Source organism: Pantoea sp. Cr_R13 (genome assembly GCF_029222565.1).
Taxonomy (GTDB): domain Bacteria; phylum Pseudomonadota; class Gammaproteobacteria; order Enterobacterales; family Enterobacteriaceae; genus Pantoea; species Pantoea eucalypti.
This window is the reverse complement of sequence record NZ_JARHXL010000001.1, coordinates 47,652-72,518: the sequence shown is the minus strand read 5'-3', so window position 1 is coordinate 72,518 and position 24,867 is coordinate 47,652. Positions and strand designations below refer to the sequence as shown.

Here is a 24,867-nt window from a genome sequence, read left to right as displayed (position 1 = left end):
AACGATGCCTTGCCGTGAGAAAAACAAAACGCGTTACTATCAGTGACATTGCCGGGCTTGCCGGGGTTTCAAAAGCCACGGCCAGCCTGGTGCTTAACGGCCGTGGCGAAGAGTTACGGGTCGCGAAGGAGACGCGAGAGCGGGTTCTTACGCTTGCCCGCGAACACCATTATCAGCCCAGCATCCACGCCCGGATGCTGCATGATGCCCGCAGTCATACACTGGGGCTGGTGGTGCCAGAAATCACTAACCACGGCTTCGCTGCCTTTTCTCATGCACTGGAGAATCTTTGCCGCGCGTCCGGGCTGCAGTTGCTGATTTCCTGTACCGACGAAAATGCCGGTCAGGAGATGGTGGTGGTCAACAACCTGGTCGCGCGGCAGGTCGACGGACTCATTGTTGCCTCCAGTATGCTGACAGACAGTGACTATGTCAGCCTCAGCGAACAGTTGCCGGTACTGCTGTTTGACAGGACCATGAACAATACTAAGCTGCCCTGGGTCATCACCGACTCGGTAACGCCAACAGCTGAACTGGTTGAAAAGCTGGCACGCGCCTGCCCGGAGGAGATCTACTTTATGGGTGGACAGTCTGATCTCTCCCCGACCCAGAATCGTCTGGCGGGATTCAGGGAGGGGCTGGCTCGGGCGGGGGTGACGCTGCAGCCTGAGTGGATTATTCAGGGTAACTACCACCCTGGCAGTGGCTATGAAATGTTTGCAGCGCTCTGTAACCGGCTGGGCCGACCGCCCAAAGCGATGTTTACCGCCGCCTGCGGTCTGCTGGAGGGGGTTCTGCGTTATATGAGCGAGCATAGTCTGCTGACCAGCGACATCCGTATCGCCAGTTTCGATGATCACTATCTCTATGATTCACTCTCCATTCCGATCGATACGGTAGAGCAGAACGTTCCGGCACTCGCGCAGGCCTGCTTCACTATGCTGACGACCATGATTGCCGGAGAGGATCCCGTTAACAGCCAGCTTATCCTGCCTGCTACTCTGCGGCTGCGTGTCTGATCGTCGGTTCTTCTGGCCCGACAATACCTCACCATTCGACCGGCAGAGCGTTGACGCCGCGTAAGTTGGCCCTGTGATTGCGGCGAACGCCAGCGGTTATGGGGCGCAACTCTGGCAATCGGGTCAGTAATACATGAAGGGCCACCTCCATTTCTGCAAGGGCCAGCCGGTAGCCCATGCAGTGATGAATTCCGCCACCAAATGCCAGACAGCGTCCCTCATGCCGTCGGATATTCACTCGTTCGGGCGAAGTAAATACCAGCGGATCGTGATTAGCTGCGCCCAGACTCAAAAAGAAGCGGGTTCCGGTCGGGATCAACTGGCCTGCCAGTTCTATCTCTTCCAGAGTCGTCCGATAGAGCATCTGGACCGAACTGTCGTAGCGCAGACACTCCTCTATGGCATTGGGTATCAGTGCAGGGTTCTGTTTCAGGCATGCCAGTTCCTGTGGATGGTCATGCAGAGCCAGAATGGTGTTGCAGATCATATTTGATGTGGTCTCATGGCCGGCAAGAAACAGAAGTACTACATTGGCGATGATCTCATCGTGACTTAGTCGGTCGTCTTCACTGCCACTGCGCAGAAAAAGCGACACCAGATCATTCGCCGTGCTGTCACGGCGGGAGACGATCAATGCGCTGAAGTATCTTTCCAGCACAGCAAAAGCGTCAGCGGCCTCGAGCAGGTCTGTCTGACTGATTTGAGGATCGAAAACTTTCACCAGCGCAGAGGTAAGGCGCCCCAGTTCGGGCGCGTCGGACTCTGAGATATCCAGCATCCTGCAGATGATGCGCACCGGCAGTGGAAAAGCGAATGCCTGAGCCAGATCGCAGGCGCGACGGTCTGCCAGCGCATCAACCAATTCATTCGCTACAGTCAGTGCCATCTCCCTGAGAGGTTTGATCTCCCGGGCGCTAAACGACTTCATCACCAGTCCTTTCAGCCGGGAATGCTCTGGTGGATTAAGCACCAGAAACATTCTGCTGATCCCCTGAAACAGCGGCATGTCGGCGGCATCATCACCAAATCGCAGCCTGACACTTTCCATATAATTTTTACCAACCCGACGATCATTCAGCAGCGCTTCTACGACTGCATGACTGCCGCTGATGATGATCTTATCTCCGGCAGGAATGAGCGGTCCCTGCTGATGCAGTTTGCGGTAAAGCGGAAAAGGATTGTCTGAGTAGTCGGGATTCATGAGTTCCTGTAGTTGCATAGCTCACTCCGCTGCCTGAGGATTAACGCAAACGCTGAATGCGGACGAGGGAAGCGAAAAGGCTGTTTTTATCATGCTGACTGAGGTGGGGTGCCGTGAGTTGTGACATCAGGAACGCTTTATCTTCTTGTGAGAAGATACCGGTCATCAGACGCTGGCTGATTGCGGTAAGGAGCTGAGTATCCAGCTTCTCTATTTGCTGCCTGGTCTCGGCCAGATCCGGAATGGGGCGATCACTGTCCGGGACTGAGAGCCAGTCTGCGCGATAGCGATACTGAACTGCTTTGCTGGCATTCATTAGCGCGTGAACAAACGGCTCCACGGAGTGGGGTTCAAGCCCGGCCTGCTCGGCGTTCTGCAGCATGTGATCCAGCACCACTTGCTCACGTGGCAGATCCTCAATGGGTAAATGATGCTGTGCTTTATAACCTGCCACCACTTTCATAACCTGCATACGTTCATTTAATGCGGCAGAAAGAGCGCTCAGAGAAACAGAGGAAACCGAACCTGCAAAAACGTTACTGCACATAAAGAGGGAAGAGAAAAAAATAGCCACAAAGTGAGTCATTTGCCTGCTCCGTTGATAAAAGCTGGCACTAATTTAGGCACGAAAAGATAACCTTGTGTGATTATTTTATTTTCAAAATGTGAATGCTGTGCAAGGTCAGCTAAATACAAGCAGGTTATTAATTTTAATGTGTTTTTTTAATTTTTAGTCATGAAAGCTTCACATTCATTTGGCACACTGACAGGTTGTTCAATTGAGCGGGTGTTGAGGGCGAGATTAAATAATTACCCGGTCGGGACCTAAATCAGCAGGGGTAAAAAACTGATATTTCAGCACGCAGCGTCGTCCGGCACTTTGTGCACTTCGAACAGAAGGAAAATTGCCTGGAAGGATGGTGCCAGTCAGCAGCTCCTGCACACCAGGGTGATGATAAAGCTGTTGCAGTAAACGCTGCTGTGCACATGCGGCGAGTCCGCGGCCTTGATAAGCGGGTAAAATCACTTCATCCATAATCTGAACTCCTTCAATAAAGGCCAGTCGCCGGCGTTCGCAAATCATCAGCCCTGCCACCATGCCCTGCCAGACAATCATAAGTACATGACCCGCGGCAATATCCTCACGTAATTCCTGTTTGCTTGAAGCCATCAGATGATCACGCAGATGCGGCAGCGTGTGCCAGCTGGCACGATAGGCGTTGTTTATCATCTGAAGACAGGCGGGATAATCTCTCCGGGCAGCCTTCACCAGTGAAATGTTTTTATCGGGAGGCTTCGCAACGGCAGCCGGATCGCTGAGGAATATCAGTTGATCGGTAAAACCAATGTCGGGATGGGTCGCAGGCAACAGGACACGCAACTTTAGCGGTTTCAGCGGCTGCCAGGCCTCTATGATAGCGTCAGCCACCGCGTAATCGATAACGCTGTCACGGGCCACAATTTCAATAAAAGGCTGAGCAGGGTCACCACCCAGATAGCGCGGCCCGGTGAGATAACGCTGGCCATTAATCCTCAGTTCACGCTGCAAAAAAGTGTGCTGGGGCAGCCCGGTTTCTCGCCAGGGAAAGGCGGCGGAAAAATGATGGTCGTGGCATCGGGTCTGCTGCTGTGCCAGCCAGCCGGTAAGCCAGTCGCTGAGACAGCCCGATGAAACAGGAACAGCACGGTAGAGCGACATCATATAATCCAGCATAAGATTCCTTATTGCCCGCCGTGAGTGATCTCCTGCCTCTTCAGCGATCTGTCTAAACCGTTGCCGGGTTAAAATGAGACTGCTGAGAGTGTAAACGATGTGCTCTGTTTATGACCATCTCAACCTGTCAGCACAAAGCATTCCTTTTTTGCAGCATGGGGCCTTCACTGGTGGACGGCGGAGTGCTGAAAAGCGACGCGATAAACGTCCTGTTCTGCGAACATCTTTTTCGCCGCCGTCTGAATGGAAGGAAAGCCATAGATATAAATATAATCAGGTCTGACTCAACTATGCTGACATGGTCAAATTAATTGACTAAATATGGCTAAGTTGCCCAAAAAAATAATGAAAAATTATAAACGAATTTTTTACGTAAATATGACGAAATCAGATAATCGGCAGCTAATAAATGGATTATGCTAAACAGGCAGTTCAATAATTATAAAGTTACGATTTTTTAAACACCCGGGGGTTATATGGTTCATATTGATTTATGTACCAAAGATGGCGTGATGAAAGCTTATGCTTTTCAGACGCCTATGCAGGCAATGACCTTGCTAGAAAAAATTAAAAATGATGAATTTCAATGGTTTAATCTTGAGTGGGATGGAGTTCGCTTTAACTGTCCGCATCATTTTATTAAAAGACTCAGCAGCCGTTCTTATATTAAAGCGTTCTGGCGTTAAATTCTATTAAATGATTAAATCCGTGCAAATCTGTCTTTTTTTGATACTGTTCTGATTTAACTGTTTTCAGCTTATTTTATTCATGATCATAACCGGGGCAACGTCTGCCCCGTTATTCAATGCTATTGAAGGGCGTTATGATGGCGATCAGCGATAATTTTAAACATCAGGTGCATCGTGCCAGGCTTAACAGATATCATTATTACGGCTTAATCATTCGCTGCTGTTGCTTATCATAACCCTCTACACGCTAAACAATGCGTGATGTAATACAGAGTCATTTCGCGCTCAACCCGGCAATAGGTCGTGATCCCGTTTGAATCTTCTTCTGTTCTTCCCTTGACCTGTAGTCACAACTGTTAAACTCAGATGACGTTTATCCTGGATCCTGACTGTAATGCGCCGTGAAAAAATGCGCCTGCGTTCGCTACTGACTTTGCTTTCCATTGGGGGCGTCATTCTAACCTCCGGTCTTCTGCTGAGTGCGTTACTGCTGTTTCAGAAAGCCAATATCGAAAACAGCCTGCTGGAAGGGAACATTGCTTATGCGCGTAAACTGGCCGATACCACCGATCGTTACCTGGCGATAGCGCAGCGTGAACTGGCCTGGAGTGCAACACAGATCAAGACGCTCGATGATGTTCAACAACTGCAAGAAGAGACCGAGCGCTTAAGAATGCAGTCGGGCTTTTTCAATTCAGTCGTGGTCGTTAATCATGACGCCATCATTGCGGCCACTTCACCCGATAGTCTGAATCTGATTGGCTTGAAGCTACACTCTGCGGCCAGCCTCAGAGCAATTTCGACACAGAAGCCTTTTATTTCCCCTCCCTTTACCTCTGCTGCGGGTAACTATGTGGTTTTTTTATCACAGCCTCTGTTCAGCGAGGAGGGCCATTATCTGGGCTACATAGGTGGCACCATCTATCTCAAAAAACAGAGCATGCTGAGCGAAATCCTGAGCCAGCATTTTTACACCAAAGGGTCGATGGTCAGCGTGGTCAGCAATGAAGGGTTGATTATTTTCAGTCACGATCCGGCGCATGTCGGAACAAAGATGCTGCTTAGCCTGGCATTGCAGAAGCAACTTGCCACTACAGAAAGTGGGCACTTCACGCTGGAGAGTGATGGACAGAACTACCTCACCGGTTACGGCACGCTGCACAAAACCGGCTGGAATGTATTTATTACCGGCACGTCTGAAACGGTCAGGCATATTCTGATGCGCACGGCGGAAAGCGCAGTCTGGTTTGTTCTGGGCATTATCATCGTGACCGCGGGCGTTATTGCGTTTATGGCGGGTCGCATTGCTTCTCCACTGGAAAAACTGGCGGACAGAGTGCGCGATGGCGGCAGCGAAGCGCAGGCCGAATCACTCGCCACGGTTAAAACCTGGTATTACGAAGCTGATCGACTTAAAGAAGCGGTACAGGCGCATCGTCACGCTGTGGCGGGTCATCTGGCCGCGCTGAACGATGAAGTGATGACCGATCCCCTGACCGGTCTTTGTAACCGGCGTGGATTCTCTGTACTGGCAGCGCGGTCAGACAGTGAGCATGAACAGAGTATCATCGCCATTGATATCGACCATTTTAAGAAGATAAACGACTGGTATGGGCATGACGCAGGTGATGCGGTGCTGGTGAATCTGGCGGCGTTGCTGCGTCAGCTCAGTCGGATCGACGATATCGTTAGCCGATTTGGCGGAGAGGAGTTTATCCTGCTGCTGCCGCACACTACGCTGGCGGAGGCGGCACGCACCGCAGAACGAATTCGTGAGGTCGTCAGCATCACCACCTTCCCGTTTGCCGGGACAGTGACAATATCAGCAGGCGTGGCGTCAGGGGCTGAACTGGCTGGCAATCGCGAGGCTGTGCTACGGCGTGCTGATGAAGCGCTCTACGAGGCTAAAGCTGCCGGGCGTAACACTGCCAGGATTGCCGGGCCAGGCGGCTTCAGCGCATTTGGATCGGAAAAATAAGAGGGTGGGGCGGGTGGGTCAGGCTTGGCTCTTACTGCGTAATCGCCAGCCCAGCCACTCATCCAGTGCCGCTTCCGGCAGTGGTCTGGAGTAGAAAAACCCCTGAGCCTGATCACAACCGAATTCGGTCAGCGCCGTAACAGTTTCCGCATTCTCCACACCTTCAGCCAGCACCCTGTAATCGAGATCCTTGAGCATGGCAATAATACTGCGAGCGATGACACGCGATGCGGTATCAGACGCAATTTCGCTGATCAGTGAACGGTCAAGTTTGATTACGTCCAGCGGCATGCGTCGGAGATAGCTGATGTTGCTGTAGCCGGTGCCAAAGTCATCCAGTGAAATATCAAATCCACGAAGTTTAAGCATCTCCAGACCCTGTATTGCGGCCGGGCTTTCCAGAATCCGTTCTGTTTCCAGACACTCAACGCCCAGCAGCGAAACCGGCAGCTTTGCGCTGATCATCCGTTCTTCCAGCTCGTCTGCAAATCCTTCACGGGAAAAATCGCTGCTGCTGACATTAATTGTGATCGGCAACTGTATATAGCTGTTCCGAAGCCGGGATAGCCGGGCGATCACGTGCTCTGTGACCCACGTCGTTAACTCGCTGAGCAGCTCGGTTTGCCCGGCAAAAGGTAAAAACTGTGCAGGCGACAGTTCGCCGCGCTGCGGATGCCGCCAGCGGATCAGGGCTTCCAGTCCAATCGGTTTGCCGCTGTGCAGACAGATTTTAGGCTGATAAGCGAGCCATAATCCTTTGTCCTGGCGTATTGCCGTAGCCAGATCATGCATCAGGGTGAAATCCTGCGTGTGGCGCGTATCGGTGGCCTCACTAAAAGGCATCGAAGCAATGTCTCGGGTAATGGCTTCGTGCAGCGCACTGAGTGCGCGCCGCAGGATCTCCTGAGCGGGCAGCTCTCCGGTTTTGAAACTCGCTTCCCCGGTGTGGGTCATTAATGCAACCGATAGCCCATCACCGATATCGGCACTGATCCCAGCCAGCTTCGTTGCCACCCAGTTAGCTGTGAGCCTGCTCTCCTGACGAGTCAGCAGGGCAAAGCGCCCGGTTGCTATGGTATAGAGCATTTCACAAGGTGCAGGACGCAGGCGCAGCGGCAATAGCGTGGCCACATCTTTCAGCAGGCTTTCAACCGGTCCCATTCCCATTGAACGCGCAAGTTCATAAGCGCGTGGCATATCGATACAGTCAATCAGTACCAGCCGCCGTGGGGTGGTGTCTCCAGAAGCAGCCAGAAATTGCAGATCACGAATCAAACGCTGACGGTTGGGCAATCCTGTGACGGGGTCGGAAAAGCCAGCCGAGTACCAGGCATCAAGAAAAGAGATCACCAGTGCTGCCAGCATTTTAAGCATCGCCGCCTGATCGCGACTAAATCGGTGAGGTGCGGTATCGGTCACACACAGCGTGCCCAGTATCAGACCGGTGCTGCTTTTCAGTGGCACACCTGCATAGAAACGAATAAAAGGCGCACCGGTAATCAGCGGATGTTCAGCAAAGCGGACATCAAGCAGCGTATCGGGCACCACGACAATACTGTCATTATCCACTACGTGTCTGCAGAGTGAATCCTGTCGGGAAGATTGTATAAGGGTGAAATTATGCGCCGCTTTAACATACTGCATCTCATCATCCAGCACCGAGATAAAGCTGCCGGGAATACCCAGTGCCTGGCTCGACAGCCGAACGAATTGTCGCAGCACATCGTCACGGCTTTCATCGTTACTGCGCAACGCGTGCAGGGTCTGCGTACGGCATTCGTCGCCGCCGCTTAGGCTCATAAGCATGGATTCCTCTGCATCGGCTGGTTACGGAGTGGAATTAAACAGAAAAACTAAAGGGTTTGACGGCATTAATATAGGCTATTTCTGTAAAAAAAGAAGAAGTTTAATGATTTATTTTTTATCGCACCGCACGCCATCACTGGCCAGGTTAGTAAATAATTTTTCTTTAACGAAATATTTTCGTATTGCTGATTCTATTATTTCGTCGTCAAAAACTATTAATTTCTTAAATATCCTGCCAGTATAGCTACTATAAACATAGCGCGCTATATAATAACGCGATAAATCAAATGACCTAATTTATTTTTTACCTGTTTTTACCTACACCAATGACAACATCGGGGAAAACTCATGAATTCACTCAGGCATTTCACTATACGCCGCGTGGTACTGTGGATGATGATCGTCTCACTGGGCGTGGTGGCGTTAGCTGGCGGCTTCAGCAGCCATTTCGTGCGCGACATCTATCGACAAACTGATCGTTCTGAAGCGCTGACGCAACAACTACGTTTTCTGACGAACAGCGCCATTATTATGCAAAGCGGTACGGCAGCCGAGAAGAGTGCTCTCGTCGCTTTAACCCCAGCCGATGCTGGCTGGGATAGCTTCCGTAATGCACTCACAGCCACACCTTCTGAATTCACATCTGTTGCCCGCGCCCAGCTGGATAAAATCACGCAACAGTTAGCCCGGAATCAGGCCCCACTGAAAACTGAACGACATCGGCTGGAGAGCGTATTACTGGCAGCGCTGGTGGCTGTTCTGGCCTTGCTGTTGTTTTGTGACCGTTACCTGGTTGTTCACCTGGTACGTCCTGTTGGTAAAATTCGCGCGCATTTAAACATCATTGCTGGCGGTGATCTTACGCGTGAGCCGGAAGACCTGGGGCGTAACTGTGTCGGGCAACTGGTGCCGCTGATCAAAGAGATGCAATACAGCCTGTTGCAGACGGTCAGTGCTATCCGCGACAACGCCGCCATTCTTCATCGTGAAGCGGGCGACATTGCCACGGGCAACGCCGATCTTTCCGATCGAACATCGACACAGGCCGCTGCACTGGAGCAGACTGCAGCCAGCATGGAGGAGATCACGGTCACTGTGCGTCATAATGCACAAAATGCGCGTGAAGCACGTGAACTGGCCGCCACGACCACGAATACCACTCATCAGGGCGTGGAACTGGTTCAGTTAGTATCGGCAGCCATCACCAGCATCGCGCAGGGGTCTGAAAAAATCCGGCAGTTCACCACAACCATTAATGGCATTGCGTTTCAGACCAACATTCTGGCGCTCAATGCCGCCGTAGAGGCCGCCCGTGCGGGCGAGCAGGGCCGAGGTTTTGCGGTGGTCGCTAGTGAAGTTCGTTCACTGGCACAGCGAAGCGCAGCTGCCTCAAAAGAGATTGAAGAACTGATTGCCGATACCGTGACGCGCGTTGAGGATGGCCGTCGGGCAGCCGAGAGTGCGGGAACCACCATGGCAGCCGTGCTGCGCGGCGTCGATGGGGTCAATGAACTGATTGGACAGATTGCGCTGGCATCGGATGAGCAGAGCAAAGGTATTGCCCAGGTCACCGTTGCCGTTGCTGAACTTGACCGCGTTACCCAGCAGAATGCGACACTGGTTCAGCACGTTTCCGTGACGGCAGGCAGTCTCAGTGGACAGACCCAGACGCTTGGCAGTGTGATTACGCGTTTCACTTTGCCGAATCAATCTGTTGCCACGGTTAATTAGTATGTTACGGCCGTTGAAAAGCTGGCTAGGCGAGTGCCGATCAGGTATAGCCTTGCCAGATAACAATCAGACCGGTAAACAATGGCTTTAGGTGTCGAAATAAAAGTTCACGATGATTTTTATTTAATCATTGAATGAATGCCTCACTTTATGGCGCGCGCGATCGACGTTGATCATCACCTGGTCAACATCACCCTTTGTAATGGCGATTGTTATTCTCAGTTACGCAATTTTTATGCGGTAGGAAAATAAGATAAACCTTCAGTTAATTTATTCAGTTTTATGGATGTCTGACGCTTTCTGACAGCTGCGGATTGCCCGGTACTCGAAACTTAACTCAAATTTATGTTTCCGCTGCCACCATTTCATCCTCAGTAGTTTTGTCACCAGGGCACTGAACAGGGAGTTACTCATCCGGGAAATCAGCGTTTAAAACCGCCTGTTTCCGTACAGCGTAATGGGTATGAACTGCGCGAGGCTGCTGGTTTTTTCTCAGGAAAGAGTAACAGAACAATTTTGACGTTAGTCAGCGCATCTGGCAGGGCACGAAAGCATCGCAAAGCCGGCGCAGATCTGCCAGGAAAAGTATGAAGTGCTGATGTTGCTGGCCGAAGGACATCTGCATGATGAGCACCTGTCAAAGCTGGCAAAGCTGGCAAAGTAAGGTTTTCAGCCTGTATTAACACTTAAGTAAAGCTATTCCGGGCCGATATAGTGAGTCAAGCGTAGCGCTTTTAGCGCGCGTCTGATAAGCCCTGGCCAGAGTTTTCTGGCGTGGTCCGCCATAAGCTGCTGATCCGCTGCAATTCCTCTGCCAGGCATAACGTATTAACTGGCGTCCCTTTATTTGCGGTGCCAGCTTCATCGGGCTCATCGCGGCGATCTTTTGTTGCAGAGTTCACTGGTGGGCCTTTCTTCTGGCAACGGGTCGATAGCAAATTCTGCGTGTCCTGTCTGATTGAACGAGTCCTCTTTACGCTGTGTCGTGCCGACTGCAGCAGATAACATCAGAGGAGAGTTACGCTGAAACGTCCAGTTTATCATGATGCCGAGGCGGCTCGCCTCAACGCACTTAAGCAGTACAACCTGATGGATTCACCGCCGACCGATGCGCTGGATCGTCTGACCACGCTTGCTGCCAGGCTGTTCCGGGTGCCGGTCGCTTTTGTGTCGCTTATCGACGAGAAGCGGCAGTTTTTTGCCTCCCGCTACGGTTTAAATATCTCAGGTACATCGCGAAACGTTGCTTTCTGCCATCATACTCTGGCGCAGGGCGAGATTCTCTGCGTGCCCGATACGTTGAAAGATCCGCGCTTTCGCGACAGTCCGCTGGTTCACGGTTACCCCTTTATCCGCTTTTATGCGGGGATTCCGCTCTCGACGCCGGATGGTCACCACATTGGTACGGTCTGCCTGACCGACACTCATCCTCGTGAGCCGCTGACTGCAGAGGATCGAAAGCATCTGGCTGACATTGCCGCGCTGGTCATGGATCGCATGGAAATGCATCGTCTGGAATTATTGCGCTATACCAGTCAGCAGCGGCTTCAGGCGATCTCTTCCACCTCTCCCGACGCCATTGTCTGTACAGACCTGCGTCGCGGCATTACCTTCTGGAATCCGGCTGCCACAGCGCTGTTCGGTTACAGCGCAGAGGAGATGCGTGGTCAGTACGTCAGCGAGTTGATTCCGGCTCGCTGCCAGACTGACTACCGAAACGAACTGGCCAGGATTACCTCTGACGAAGCCGCTATTTCGCATCCTCGTTCGTTGCAGATATGGGGTGTGACGCGCGACGGTCGTGAATTCCCGGCAGAAGTCTCTTTTTCTGGCTGGCGTGAAGAAGGCGATCGGCTGGTGGGCATGATTATCCGTGATGTTACGGCTCGCTATGAGAGTGAAGCGCGGCTTTGTGAGCTGGCCTCAATAGATATGCTAACGCGTCTCGCCAGCCGTAGCGCGTTTATGGACCAGGTCGGGCAACTGACTAAAGCTGCCGTGCCTTATACATTACTGATGACCGATCTTGATGGTTTTAAAGAAGTTAACGATACGCTGGGGCATGCTGCCGGGGATGCGTTGCTGTGCCATGTGGCGGAACAGATTCGTGCGGTCTGCGCCAGTGCGGTGACGGCTGCCAGGCTGGGCGGTGACGAATTTGTGATCCTGCTAGCTGGCGGCAGCGCGGAAGCGGCAATCACGGCGGAAAGGCTGATTGCAGCCGTACAGACGCCGTTCCGCTATCACGACTCGCCGGTAGTCGTGGGTGCCAGCACCGGCATCGCCTCTTATCCGGAGCATGGGCGTGATCCCTCATCTGTCATGTCCGCGGCTGACCTTGCACTTTATCGCGCCAAAGCATCAGGGAAAGGCTGCAGTATGCTATTTATGCCCGCGTTTCGCGAAGCGGAACAGCAACGACGCCGCTTTGAGCGCGAGCTGGAAACGGCGGTGCGGCAGCAGCAGTTTACGCTTTATTACCAGCCCCGCTACGACGTTGAAAGCGGAAAGCTTGTTGGCTGCGAGACACTGGTACGCTGGCAGCATCCGACGCGCGGGCTGCTGTTGCCCGCCGAATTTATCGGCATGCTGGTAAAGAGTCCGCTTTCCGTGACACTGGGTGAATGGATCATTCGCAGTGCGCTGGCACAGGTCCGGCAGTGGCAGGTTCGCGCGCCTCAGCTTCGTGTCAGTATCAACCTTTTTCCGCGTCAGTTAGCCGGTAATAGCCTGGAGGCGGTGATACGCGAGAGTGCGGGCGGTGATGCCGGTTTTGTTGAGCTGGAGGTGGATGAGCCACTGCTTGCTGTACTGGTGCAGGATTTGCCCGTTCAGGTTGAGGCGGTACGCCGGACAGGCGCTTCATTCATTATCGATCATTACGGACGTACGCTAGGGGCGATTAACCTGCTTCGTTATAGCTTTGTAGCAGGCTTTAAAATTGATAAGTCGCTGACGCACGAGCTGAGTTCAAGCATGCGGGTGCGGATGATGTTCCGATCGATTACCGCGCTCGGCAAAAGCCTGGGGATTCGGGTGGCGGCAGAAGGCGTAGAAGACAAAGAGCAGGTCGCTTTTGTGACTACTGCCGGATGCGACATTATGCAGGGCAATGGCCTTTGCCGGCCAATGACGCCAGCGGACTTTGAGACGATGCTGTGCGGTGAAGAACACTATCCGCCCGTTGTCGCCAGCGGACACGACGTTATGCCCCATTAGTTGATGCGCCCGTGACAGGCAAAGTGCAGGATGAGCGACCCCAGTCCGTTACCGTGTCAGGTCAGCCTGCTGGCCGGTATTCCTGTTTCAGCAGGCCAAATAGCCAGTCATCCTGCCACTGACCGTCGAGAAAGAAATTCTGCCGTATTGTCCCTTCCTGAACAAAGCCCGCAGAAAGCAAGGTCCGGCGTGAGACCTCATTGCCTGCGGTCACCGTGGCGGTCAGCTTGCGATAGTCCAGTTGCTCAAAGCAAAAGGCGATAGTGGCATGCAGCGACTCGCTGCCATAGCCTTTGCCCTGCGCGTTGGCCGCAAGAATAAATCCAAACTCGGCAATGCCTTCTCCGCGATCGATGAACCCGCAGAAGCCAGCCATTGAACCGGTTGTTTTTTCCTCAATTACCAGACACAGCCAGTGATTACAGCCCGGATACCAGGCGGGCAGGCGGACATCGAAAGAGAGGCTTCTGATCGCGTCTGCGCTGCGCGGATCGCTAATGTACTTCATTACCGTTCGATCCTGACTGACCGCCAGATAGAATGGCCAGTCTTCCTCGCGCAGCGGGCGATAGGTCAGGCGTGGCGACGTGATTTGCGGTGGCATTTCTGACGTGAATTCACCAGACATGATACAACTCCCTGCATGTCGAATCTGCAATCAATGGTGCAAAATAGCACAGCATCGCTGACCGATGGCATTCACTTTCGCTGCTCTTCACGCGTTCTCGTCATTCTGAATTTAGTTCATTCTCTGCACTATCCTGAGTGTTGACCACCTGTCTTCGCTGGGCGCATTTGCCGATATCGCTGCGATGAGCGTTCATCTGCCCACTTCGTTGCTACGCTTTTAGCCAGATGGCAGAAAGCCGACACTGATGAGAATAATATCCAATGGATCTGAAAACGTTTGAAGCAACCGCCTGGGCGGAACTGGTGGCTGGCGCAGCCGATCCACAGAGCGGGTTTCGTTATCTGACGCTCTGTACCGCAGATAGTGCGCAGCAACCACAGGCGCGCATCGTGGTGCTGCGCCAGTGTGCTGACAGCCAACGGATGCTGACATTTCATACCGATGTCCGCAGCCCGAAGTGGCAGGAGATGGCGGCTAATCCGCAGGTTACCGTGCTGGGATATTGTCATCAGCGGCGCCTGCAGTTGCGGATGGTGGGGTGGGTTGAGTGCTATGCGGCAGGGAGTGATGTTGCCCGGTCAGCGTGGCGTGAGTTGCCGCAGCATACGCAGCAGACTTACACCGGCGGACCACCGGGAGAAGTACGGGTAGCCGCTGATGAGACACGCGAAGCGACAGCCGCAGAGTCGGGAGCGTCTCGCTTTGGCGTGGTGATCGTGCGGGTCAGCGTACTGGACGCTTATCAGCTTCAGCGAAATGATAATCAGCGTGCCCAGTTTCATTACTCTCCTGATGGAAGCTTGCAGGAAAGCGAATGGCTCAACCCGTGATCCGAGGTGGCTGATTTACGTCATACCCGGTTAATCCCTGAACATATCTCTTTATTCTCCCCGGGAAGCAGCAAAACAGATTTGACTGTTTCCCGCTGCGATTAGTGATTTAGTCTGCCGCATCGCTTATCGTATTTTAGCGACGTTTTTACTTAAATTTCCCGTATTTTACTGCATTTTCTCTACCTTTTGTTGTTCTTTGTGCCAGGCTTTGATCAGCCGGGAAGCAGTCACTTATGCTTAAGGTCAGGAAAAGTACAAATGATCGCTCTGTATCACAGGCAGGTTAACCATGAACAATCAACCTCCTGAAGAATCAGGGTCAGAGGGTAACGACCAGGTAATAAGACTGGCGGAAGAAGTCATTGAGATTTCCAGACAGCGGGTCACTGATGGCTATGTCAGAGTTACCCGACAGGTCACTGAGCATCAGCAAAAGATTGCGCTGATGCTCCGGCATCAGACAGCGGAGATTGACCGCATTCCTAAGTCGGAGCGGCTGACGGCGATGCCGGAGATCCGTGAAGAGAATGGTGTGCTGATCATTCCCATCGTCGAAGAGGAAATCGAGATTGTTCGTCATCTGGTGCTGAAAGAGGAGTGGCATATCCGCAAGGTTGTCAGCATGGAAGAGACAGAAGAGATCGTCACCCTACGTAAACAGCACGCTTATCTGACCCGAACATCCCACTCAGAGCCGTCCAAATCCATCATCGAGGAACACAACATGGCACGTGAAACAATCGTCACAATGTTCAGCAGTCTCTCACTGGCTGAGGGTGCAAAGCGTAACCTTATTAAGGCCGGTTTCCTGGATGATGACATTGACATCATTTCCGGCGATCGCTTGCGTACTGAAGGACACGAAGCCCGTCACCCTGGTTTCTGGCAGCGCCTGTTTGGCAATACGCTGGAAGAAGATCAGGCCGAAGTCTATGAAGACGCGATGCGTACCGGCGGTGTAGTGCTGTCGCTGCGGGCGGATGAAGATGAGCTACCGCGAGCGTTAGGTATCCTTGATGCGCATGAAGAACTGACAGAACGTCGCGCTGCGTTACCTGACGACGATGTAACAAATGATGGCCTGACTGCCCCCACTAGCGGAACGTTTCAGGATAGCGCAGCAGTCAAACCACTTCATACTGAACCTGCTCATTACGTCGCGGGTCGTACTCCATTAACCGGTGATGAAAGTAACGAAGACGTGCTGCGGCTGGCAGATGAACGTCTGGAAGTAGGCAAACGTCTGGTCAGTGAAGGCTCAACCCGCGTTCGTCGCTACACTGTCACGGAACCCGTATCAGAAAATATTTCGCTGCGCGAGCAACATGCAGAAATCTTCCGTCGTCCGGTCAGCGAAACGGGCTCACCGGGCAATGTCGATTGGTCTGAAAAAACGGTTGAAGTGGAAGAGTCGCATGAGCAGCCTGTGATTAATAAGACCGCGGAAATTATTGAAGAAGTGGTGCTGCGTAAAGAGGCCAGCGATCGTGTCGAAACCATTAATGATTCTGTACGCCGTCAGGAAGTAGATATTGACCATGCCAGCAGAGATCCGTTAAGTGCAGACCCGGTGACCGGCAATCACACTGCGATCGATCCGCTGGTTGAGAGCACGGGTCAGGCCCGCGCTGACCATGGCTACAACACCCGTCCGGTAACACCAGGAAGTGGGCCAGTTCATAAAGACAGTTTTACAGAAAAGGCTGGGGAGAAAATCGCGGAAGCGAAAGAGAAGGTTGAAGACAAATTCAAAAAGCCGTAATGCCATGACGGTGGATGCGACATTCTGAGTAAATACGATTACTGCGGTTTATCGGGTCGGGCATTGCCAGCCCGGTTTACCGCAGCTGAAGCGTAAAAGATAGGTGATGTCATGGTTGTAAGAATCCTACTTTAAAAGACGCACCATCTCAAGACACGAATACAGTGATTCATATTGCAGTTTGATCTTGTTGTTAACTGCCAACCCCAGGTCTGGATTAAAGGGGCTTTTTCTACATGATAATCACGACACAATTTCTTCTTTAAAAGGTTGTGGATATGAAAAAGAGATTAGTGCTGTATTGTTATTCACATAAGTAGCATACGAGCCAGCAAGTTAAAATCTTGTGAAGTTTACGAAATCAGGGCGTGACTAAAAACAAATCAGCCATATATACAAGCGTATGCATTTGAGACTATTTTTATTTCCAGCTTATACATAAGCTGAATTATTTTTAAATACTATCTTCATTCGTTAAGGAGCAATAAAAAGGAAGTTTTTATGTCCAGGCATGTTGCGGAAAGTCATCTAAATATCATCCATAATATGGAGCCTTACATTAAACCGGCAAGGTTCGATCGACTTTCACGGGGGAAGCAGTTCTTCGATTTTTTCACTGGTCAGGAGAGAAAGGTATACCTGATTAAGGAAGGAGATTTTATTATCCGTTCAAAAAATGGAAATAAAATCATCAATATCATTACGGGGCCGTTTGTCATCGGCGCCATGCCGGCACTGGAAGCACCGCCGATATTCATCGAGAAAGTCGACTACGGAAAAATCTACAGCATTGAATATAACCAGTTCTGGAGCCTCGTAAACCATAAAGGGCTGTTTCCGGACGTTATGAAAATCATGTCAGGCTATCACACCGATCTGCTGAACTGCCTTCAGTCACATTATGCCAATTCGGAAGTGCAGGTCACTAATGCAATCAGCCGGTGGAGTGCGTTTCCATGTCATATAAAAAAGCGATTTTCAGTGCTTTACTTTCTGACCAATAGCACTTTTTTATCCAAAAGCACGGCATCACGGGTATTGAAGAAGCTCCGGGAAACGGGCGCGGTTCAACTGGACAAAGGCAAACTGATTGATTAGTAAAAGCGCACTTTCGTTTCGCATAAGGCTAACCAGTGCGCTGAGCATCACCTTTTATCCTCGTCAGTCACTAAGACATTCCCTGCGTCATCTGCCCGGTGCCTTTACCTGAATGAGAAAGAGCATCGGGCAGGGTCACTGAAAATCCAGCCTGACTGGCTGTAATAAGAAGCCATTACCGCTTTAGTTATCTCTCAGGCCGGCCTGAACATCTGCAAAGATTCAGCCTTCCGGCATCGCGGAGGAGTGATGCGACGAGATTTTCCACGCTTTCCCATCCCAGACATAGGTAAAGGTGTAGCGCGCTTTTACTGAAGAGTTATCTGCAAAGGTAAAGGTATAGACCCCGTTGTCGGTTGCCTTGTTGCAACCGGTGCGAATGGTCCGGCTCTCAATTTTACCGACAGGTTTTTTCTCCAGAAAATGCTCAAAGTAATCCACACGCTCCGCATCACTCTTTCTTACTTTGTTTGAGAGGGTGGGCAGAAGAACCGCATCACTCAGATAGTTTTCAGCTACTTTGTGGGCATCGCCGGTCTGCAGAGAGTTGTTCCAGCGGTCAAATAACCCTGCAATCTCCTGTTGGTCCGTTTTTACACAATCCTGCGTAGTCTGTGCAAAAGCATTGACTGAGAAAGCAGTCAGTAAAAGCAACATACTTTTTTTCATAATCTATCCTTTTGTGAAGTGTGTTAAGAAACCGGCGCTGAAATATCACTTTTATGTACTTCACAGCCGGTAAGTCGTTTTAGCTATTAACCATTACTGAAAATTACGGCTCCGTTTTGGCAATCAGATACACATAATTCCCATAGTGTGCGCCGATTATTTTATAGTTAACCCCTTTTGCTTCTGCTTTTTTTGCAAGGGATTTTTCCGCTTCATGAATGCTCAGGCCGGTGGCTGAAATTGTGGAAGCCATCGCACCGGCTGATACGTTGAATAAAACTAAAAACGTTGATAATAAAAGAATATTTTTACGCATAGTGAACACCTCACTTTTTGAGTTTGGAAAAGCTCAGAGATAGAGTCTCTGTTTAATGAAAAATAGAAAATCTGATAGTGATGTTATCTATTACCTGGCATATTTTATTAAAAGTTCATTCTGATTTTGATAAGTGCATTTTCATTCAATTTCTTGCTATTTTTGCTGCTGAGTCTCATAGGTGTAAGCGATGATTTTAATCAGCACGAACTGGTGCTCGAATTTTTTACAGAATTTAAATTTGGTAGTGGGTAACAAGCGTTACTGAAGAAGCCAGTAATACAGTAAGCGCCACCGCTGTCGGTAAGTTTTTAAGCGATAATTAAGCGCTATTATTTAATTAAATATTCATAATATATACTGATTAATGGTTTGATATTCCTGTATCATCACGGAATGCACCTTCAATATCGGTCATCAGGCGCTCAGATCCGTAAAGGTAACCATTTTCATTTCAATTATCATTTGATCCGATGCACTGATTAACTTTCCCATACATCCAGTTAAGATCGATTTCATCAGGATATTCATCGCAGACATTTTTCAGAAATGATAGGGTCTGTCCGCATTCCATGAATTCTTAATACTGACGAGATAATCTTTTCTTAATTTAATATTGATATCCCTCTTGCCCGATGTGAAACATCTTTATATTTCGGGGAGTGATAGTCAACGGAGGGTGATCAGCCCGATCGATAGGCAAAGTGATTTTAAATCACCTTATCCATAGTTTTCACCAATGTAAAATCAGATGATTACCTTTTAACTCATTGAATATATTGATCTATTTAATTTTTGGCATTTTATTGAATGATTATTTTGGCTTGCGGGAAATAATGATTTATGAATAGGTAAAATAAACCAGAAGTGCTCAGTTGAAGTCTGCCGTTAAATTACCGAGTGAAATGTTAACAAGATGTATGGGGTTCATATTTAAATAAGGATTATTTTTAAATCACGATTTCATTTAAGACCTGCATCAGCACCTGATCAGCAAAATTATGTTTACTTCTCTTTACTTCTATTTACCAAAGTCACGCACTATTACGCCTCTGGTTCAGACTATTAGGTTCAGGTAGTAAATGGTCGGGATGTAGTGATCCAGGAGTGCGTAGCAGAATTTATCACGAGTCATTCAACGACCTGTTGCGTTGTGAAGATAGAAATCCGTGACTACCCTTGCTGTTGCTTCAATTCTCAAACGGGCCGGATAGCCTGAAGACCCGATGAGCATCTGAAATGATTCAATCATTAATGGCAGGCGAATGTCAGGCTGCCATGCATTTTTAAACAGGGAAATCATGACAGACCAACGCAACGCTGAACATAACCGCGCTGATGAGCATATCGACCCTTATGTTTCGGTACAGGGTGCCAGAACGCATAATCTTAAAGATGTCTCGTTTCGGTTTCCCCGCAACGCCATGGTGGTGTTTACCGGCGTGTCAGGTTCCGGTAAATCGTCACTTGCCTTTGATACGCTTTACGCGGAAGCCCAGCGCCGGTTTATTGAGTCGGTTTCGCCCCATGCCCGCAGACTGATCGATCAGGCCGCGGCACCGGATGTAGATAATATTGACGGACTTCCGCCTGCGGTGGCTCTGCAACAGAGCCGGGCGGGTGCTCAGGAGCGCTCAACAGTGGGCAGCCTCACCCGAATTTCCGTTACGCTGCGTCTGCTGTTTTCCCGGGCAGGTGCACGACCCGACGGTGTGCCTTTTATGACCGCCGATTATTTCTCGCCTAACAATCCAGAAGGAGCATGTCCGCACTGCCAGGGACTGGGAAGCGTGCACACCGTCAAAACTGACTCAATGGTGCCGGATTACTCACTGAGCATCCGCCAGGGCGCCATCGCGTCATGGCCCCGAGGCTGGCATAACAAAAATCTGCGAAGCATCCTTGAGACACTCGGTTACGATGTCGATGCGCCGTGGCACACGCTTTCATCCCGTGATCAGCAGTGGATATTGCTGACGGACGAACAGCCTTCGGTGCCGATTTTTATCGGTCTGAATGCTGAACAACGTGAAGAAGCGTTGGCTGCGGGTGAAGAGCCCGCTTATACCGGGACCTACACCAGTGCCGCAAAAATCGTACTACAGAGCTATTCCGGTGGCAGCGAGACGACGAAGAAACGGCTTGCCCGTTATGTCACGGTCACGCCCTGTTCAGCGTGCCACGGTAAAAGACTGAATCGGGATGCCTTATCCGTCACCTTTGCGGGTTATGACATTGCCAGCCTGAGTGAGCTATCTGTCTCGGCGCTCGCAGAACTGCTGAAGCCTTATGCTGATGGCACCTCACCCAACCTGCCTGTAGAGGCTGCCCTGGGGGAGGCGGTTATCCGGATGACGTCTGATATCAGTATGCGGCTACAGCAACTGGACACGCTGGGGCTGGGCCATCTGGCACCGGGCCGCCGTACCACCCAACTCTCATCCGGCGAGTTGCAGCGCGTGCGTCTGGCAACCCAGTTGATATCACGACTGTTTGGCGTGCTTTACGTGCTGGATGAGCCTTCTGCCGGCCTGCATCCCGATGATGTTAAAGCGCTGCTCACCTCCCTGAAAAACCTGGTGCGCGCAGGTAATTCGCTGGTGGTTGTCGAACATAATATGGACCTCATCGCCGAGGCTGACTGGCTCATTGAGGTTGGCCCAGGTCCGGGAACGCATGGCGGTGAGATCGTTTATAACGGCGAACCGGCAGGACTTAAAAACGTCGCTTCACCCACGTCTGACTATCTCTTCTCGCGGAGCTATACCGGACTGCGCCAGCGCCGGCCTGCTGAGAGCTGGCTCCGGTTTGAGCAGGTCCATTGCAACAATATTTCCGCAATGGATATCGCTATTCCGCTGGCAAGAATGACGGCTGTCACCGGAGTTTCTGGTTCCGGTAAATCAACGCTGCTGAATCGCGTGCTCCCGGAAATGCTCGGACGTTTTGATAAAATCGCTGACAGCGAGGAGGGCGAGGAAGAGGATCTGGTGGCAGACGTCAGAGGACAGGTGGTGAGCGGAAGTGACGCCATCGGCCGACTGGTGAGAATCGATCAGCGTCCTATTGGCAGAACGCCTCGATCAAATCTGGCCACTTACACCGGATTTTTCGACATTATCCGCAGAGTGTTTGCAGAAACCCCTGCAGCGAAAGCCAAAGGCTTCAGCGCCAGCCGTTTCTCATTCAATTTACCCGCCGGACGCTGTCCTGCATGTGAAGGGCAGGGGCAGATTTCAATTGAGCTGCTGTTTATGCCCAGCGCCACCGCAACCTGCTCAGTCTGTGCGGGAGGCCGTTATAATCCCGACACGCTGGAAGTGAAGTGGAACAACCTGACGATTGCGGATGTGCTTGCTCTGACCGTGGACGACGCCACTGCGGTCTTTCACGCGTATGACGGTATTCAGCGTTCGTTAAAAGCTTTAACGTCACTGGGACTGGGATATCTGACGCTGGGTCAACCCGCCACTGAGTTGTCTGGCGGCGAGTGCCAGCGCATCAAACTCGCCTGGGAACTGCAGCGTTTACAGCGTACGCCTACACTCTATCTGCTTGATGAACCATCGACGGGTTTGCACCCGTCTGATATGGATAAGCTGCTGATTGTGCTTGATGAACTGGTAAAGCGCGGCCACACGGTGATTATGGCGGAACATACTATGCGCATTGTGGCTGAAGCGGACTGGGTGATTGATCTGGGGCCCGGCTCGGGGCTCAGGGGAGGAAAGATCGTTTCATCCGGCTTACCGGAAGAGGTGAGTCTCTCTGCAGAAAGTCTGACAGCTCCCTGGCTTTCGGCGCAGCTGAAAAAGAGGGCAGGCGATCCGGATTAATCGGGTGGCATAGCGATCTGTTGCGGAATGTGGGGCCGTGTCTGGGTGCAGGAACCGTGTGATGCTTCCTGTACCCAATCACTCAGTTGATCGTCAATGTCAGGAAGGCGATTTCTGGTCAGTAGTGATAACGGCATGAGGCGATTAATAATGCCTCCTCAGTGACGGCGTAGACCAGTCGATGTTCCGCCGTAATCCTGCGGGACCAGAATCCCGCAAGATTATGCTTCAGGGGCTCGGGTTTTCCCTTGCCTTCAAAAGGCGTCCTGCTGGCATCTTTAAGGCGTTCGTTAAAGTTTTTGACGGCTTTTTTATCAGTATCCTGCCAGTACAGATAATCCTCCCAAGCTTCTGCGGACCAGGTCAGTTTCGCTCAATAATATCCCTGTCAGTCCATTTACCGCTTTGCAGGCTTTCGATAGCGTCCATCAACCTGCGCGCATTCTTAGGCGAACGCAGCAGATAGGCCGTCTCTTCCAGTGAGTTATATTCATAAAGCGACATCAGCACGCAGGATTCGCCGTTCTGGCGAGTGATTAACACCGGTGCCTTATCTTCAACTGTCTGAACCATCGTGGCAGAAAGATTCTGTCTGGCTTCGCTGTAACTGATTGCTCTCATAAAACCTCCGTAATGAACAATACAAGTCATTGTACAATGACTGTTGTAATCGGGGAGGCGGATAACCGGGAAAATGGCCGGTTATCCACCCGAAAGCAGAGGATTAACGGTGGAACAACGGGAAAGCACCGGTCAGCAGACCGCCAGCCATCAATACCAGACTCACCAGAATTCCCCATTTGATTGCAAAGCGCTGATGGTCGCCGATGTCGACCTTCGCCAGACCCACCAGCAGGTAGACTGACGGTACCAGCGGGCTCAGCAGGTGGAATGGCTGGCCGACAATGGAAGCGCGAGCAATCTCTTCAGCGGTAATGCCATAGCTGGCCGCTGTCTGAGCAATAACGGGCAGAATGCCAAAGTAAAACGCATCATTCGACATAAAGAAGGTGAACGGCAGGCTGACAAGCGCAGTAAATACTGCCAGGTAAGGGCCAAAGCTGTGCGGGATCACCGCCAGCAAACTTTTCGCCATTGCATCAACCATACCGGTGCCGGAAAGGATACCGGTGAAAATACCGGCGGCAAAAATCAGCGCGGTTACCGCCAGAACGTTACCGGCATGGGAGCTGATGCGTGCTTTCTGCTCTTCCAGCGTGGGATAGTTGAGCATCACCGCTATCGCAAATGCCAGCATAAACAGGATCTGAATTGGCATTAACCCAACCACCAGCAGCACCAGTAGCACAGTGGTCAGGATGAAGTTAGGCCAGAACATTTTTGGCCGGCGATTGGCTGCGCACTCTTCGGCATCCCCCAGACCCAGTTCAATGTTGTCGAGATGGTGATCTTTCATGGTCATCACGCCTAAACGCCTGCGTTCACGAAGACCAAACAGCACTGCCATGGCCACAAGGCTAACGCAGGCCAGCAACATGGCCGGGAGCATCGGAATAAAGATGTCGAGGGCATCAATACGCAGTGCCGCTGCGGCACGGGCTGTCGGGCCACCCCATGGCGAGAGGTTCATGATACCGCTGGCGAGGTTGACCAGACAGGTCATCATCAGCACATTCATACCCAGCCGGTGATAGAGCGGCAGGAACGCGGCGATAGCGATCATATACGTCGTGGAGCTGTCACCATCCAGTGAAACCAGCAGGGTCAGCACCGCCGTGCCGACCAGCACTTTCAGGGGATCGCCGCGCACCATCCGGAGAATAAAGCGCACCAGCGGATCAAACAGTCCGGCATCAATCATCAGACCAAAATAGAGAATGGAGAAAGTCAGCATTACGCCGGTAGGAGCCAGCTTCTTGACGCCGTCCAGCATCATGTCACCCAGGCCCGCGTAAAACCCGCCAATCAGCGCAAATATGGTTGGTATCAGAATCAGCGCAATCAAGGCTGACATGCGTTTGGTCATGATCAGATACATGAAGCAAACAACCATGGTAAAACCCAGTATTGTCAGCAAAATAACAGCCCTCGCAATGGCGTAAAAGTAATGAAAAGTGCTTATGACCGCAGGAAAATTCAGGTGATTACTTAGTCTGGTAATGATTAACCTGTTGTTTTACTTAATCCTGCGCAGGATGGTGATATTAAATTGTTATCAGCATTTAGCATTTATTTAACAAAAAAAGGTGATGACGACCATTCTTAAACGAATCTTAAACGAGTTTGTGTGACTGGGATCAAAGCGTGACGAGGGTTAGCCGGGGATTTCGGGCCAGCAGAGGACCGAATCAGGCGATTTTCTTGGAGAAGAAAGAGGGCAAACGGCTGAGGCAGGACGCCCAGC

Annotated in this window: 19 protein-coding genes; 9 read left to right on the top strand and 10 right to left on the bottom strand. The window is 51.2% G+C overall.

The genetic code is table 11. The annotated features are described in order from the left end of the window. Positions 1-14 precede the first annotated feature (14 nt). The gene (locus P2R09_RS00315) at positions 15-1,019 is read left to right on the top strand and encodes a substrate-binding domain-containing protein (RefSeq protein WP_275765885.1); all 1,005 of its coding nucleotides are present in this window, start codon (positions 15-17) and stop codon (positions 1,017-1,019) included. Between the two features lie 28 nt (positions 1,020-1,047). Here P2R09_RS00315 and P2R09_RS00310 read toward each other — a convergent pair whose 3' ends face one another. The 3 genes from P2R09_RS00310 to P2R09_RS00300 form a co-directional block, all read right to left on the bottom strand. Next, entirely contained in the window at positions 1,048-2,238 is a 1,191-nt protein-coding gene (locus tag P2R09_RS00310; protein WP_275765882.1) for a cytochrome P450, read from the bottom strand. A 22-nt stretch (positions 2,239-2,260) separates the two neighbouring features. Further along, on the bottom strand, positions 2,261-2,806 hold the full coding sequence (locus P2R09_RS00305; protein ID WP_275765879.1) for a chorismate mutase: 546 nt from the start codon (positions 2,804-2,806) through the stop codon (positions 2,261-2,263). Between the two features lie 216 nt (positions 2,807-3,022). Beyond that, entirely contained in the window at positions 3,023-3,934 is a 912-nt protein-coding gene (locus P2R09_RS00300) for an N-acetyltransferase (protein WP_275765876.1), read from the bottom strand. Positions 3,935-4,410: 476 nt separating this feature from the next. Here P2R09_RS00300 and P2R09_RS00295 point away from each other — a divergent pair, with 476 nt between their 5' ends. Together P2R09_RS00295 and P2R09_RS00290 are read left to right on the top strand one after the other, a co-directional pair. After that, positions 4,411-4,620 (top strand): hypothetical protein, encoded by a 210-nt coding sequence (locus P2R09_RS00295; protein WP_003850629.1) that lies wholly within the window; start codon positions 4,411-4,413, stop codon positions 4,618-4,620. A 397-nt stretch (positions 4,621-5,017) separates the two neighbouring features. Beyond that, positions 5,018-6,601 carry a diguanylate cyclase gene (locus tag P2R09_RS00290; RefSeq protein ID WP_275765871.1) on the top strand — a complete coding sequence of 528 codons (1,584 nt, stop codon included), beginning with the start codon at positions 5,018-5,020 and terminating at the stop codon, positions 6,599-6,601. A gap of 18 nt (positions 6,602-6,619) precedes the next feature. On the opposite strand, the gene P2R09_RS00285 is transcribed toward P2R09_RS00290, so the two are convergent. Further along, on the bottom strand, positions 6,620-8,407 hold the full coding sequence (locus tag P2R09_RS00285; protein WP_275765868.1) for a GGDEF and EAL domain-containing protein: 1,788 nt from the start codon (positions 8,405-8,407) through the stop codon (positions 6,620-6,622). 348 nt (positions 8,408-8,755) lie between these two features. Here P2R09_RS00285 and P2R09_RS00280 point away from each other — a divergent pair, with 348 nt between their 5' ends. Together P2R09_RS00280 and P2R09_RS00275 are read left to right on the top strand one after the other, a co-directional pair. Next, entirely contained in the window at positions 8,756-10,138 is a 1,383-nt protein-coding gene (locus tag P2R09_RS00280; protein ID WP_275765864.1) for a methyl-accepting chemotaxis protein, read from the top strand. A gap of 1,089 nt (positions 10,139-11,227) precedes the next feature. After that, positions 11,228-13,357, top strand: coding sequence for an EAL domain-containing protein (locus P2R09_RS00275; RefSeq protein WP_008926797.1), 2,130 nt, complete (start codon positions 11,228-11,230; stop codon positions 13,355-13,357). Positions 13,358-13,418: 61 nt separating this feature from the next. Here the strand turns inward: P2R09_RS00275 and P2R09_RS00270 are convergent, their stop codons facing one another. Continuing rightward, positions 13,419-13,985, bottom strand: a complete 567-nt coding sequence (locus tag P2R09_RS00270; protein ID WP_275765856.1) for a GNAT family protein — start codon at positions 13,983-13,985, stop codon at positions 13,419-13,421. 263 nt (positions 13,986-14,248) lie between these two features. On the opposite strand from P2R09_RS00270, the gene P2R09_RS00265 reads away from it, so the two are divergent. The 3 genes from P2R09_RS00265 to P2R09_RS00255 all read left to right on the top strand — a co-directional run bounded on the left by P2R09_RS00265 (position 14,249) and on the right by P2R09_RS00255 (position 17,681). After that, the gene (locus P2R09_RS00265) at positions 14,249-14,818 is read left to right on the top strand and encodes a pyridoxamine 5'-phosphate oxidase family protein (protein WP_275765853.1); all 570 of its coding nucleotides are present in this window, start codon (positions 14,249-14,251) and stop codon (positions 14,816-14,818) included. Between the two features lie 292 nt (positions 14,819-15,110). Then, positions 15,111-16,583, top strand: coding sequence for a DUF2382 domain-containing protein (locus P2R09_RS00260; protein WP_275765851.1), 1,473 nt, complete (start codon positions 15,111-15,113; stop codon positions 16,581-16,583). Between the two features lie 501 nt (positions 16,584-17,084). Further along, complete coding sequence (locus P2R09_RS00255; protein ID WP_003850609.1) at positions 17,085-17,681, top strand: helix-turn-helix domain-containing protein; 597 nt, start codon at positions 17,085-17,087, stop codon at positions 17,679-17,681. A 222-nt stretch (positions 17,682-17,903) separates the two neighbouring features. On the opposite strand, the gene P2R09_RS00250 is transcribed toward P2R09_RS00255, so the two are convergent. Next, positions 17,904-18,350 (bottom strand): SgcJ/EcaC family oxidoreductase, encoded by a 447-nt coding sequence (locus P2R09_RS00250; protein WP_275765845.1) that lies wholly within the window; start codon positions 18,348-18,350, stop codon positions 17,904-17,906. Positions 18,351-18,453: 103 nt separating this feature from the next. Continuing rightward, positions 18,454-18,666, bottom strand: a complete 213-nt coding sequence (locus tag P2R09_RS00245; protein ID WP_275765840.1) for a DUF1471 domain-containing protein — start codon at positions 18,664-18,666, stop codon at positions 18,454-18,456. A gap of 1,301 nt (positions 18,667-19,967) precedes the next feature. On the opposite strand from P2R09_RS00245, the gene P2R09_RS00240 reads away from it, so the two are divergent. Then, positions 19,968-22,502 (top strand): excinuclease ABC subunit UvrA, encoded by a 2,535-nt coding sequence (locus tag P2R09_RS00240; RefSeq protein WP_275765837.1) that lies wholly within the window; start codon positions 19,968-19,970, stop codon positions 22,500-22,502. A 118-nt stretch (positions 22,503-22,620) separates the two neighbouring features. Here P2R09_RS00240 and P2R09_RS00235 read toward each other — a convergent pair whose 3' ends face one another. The 3 genes from P2R09_RS00235 to P2R09_RS00225 all read right to left on the bottom strand — a co-directional run bounded on the left by P2R09_RS00235 (position 22,621) and on the right by P2R09_RS00225 (position 24,540). Continuing rightward, the gene (locus P2R09_RS00235; protein ID WP_275766040.1) at positions 22,621-22,869 is read right to left on the bottom strand and encodes a Txe/YoeB family addiction module toxin; all 249 of its coding nucleotides are present in this window, start codon (positions 22,867-22,869) and stop codon (positions 22,621-22,623) included. Beyond that, complete coding sequence (gene yefM / locus P2R09_RS00230; RefSeq protein WP_275765834.1) at positions 22,866-23,123, bottom strand: YoeB-YefM toxin-antitoxin system antitoxin YefM; 258 nt, start codon at positions 23,121-23,123, stop codon at positions 22,866-22,868. The genes P2R09_RS00235 and yefM overlap by 4 nt, the downstream gene beginning before the upstream one ends. Positions 23,124-23,226: 103 nt before the next feature. Then, positions 23,227-24,540, bottom strand: a complete 1,314-nt coding sequence (locus P2R09_RS00225) for a CitMHS family transporter (protein ID WP_275765831.1) — start codon at positions 24,538-24,540, stop codon at positions 23,227-23,229. Positions 24,541-24,867: the final 327 nt, after the last annotated feature.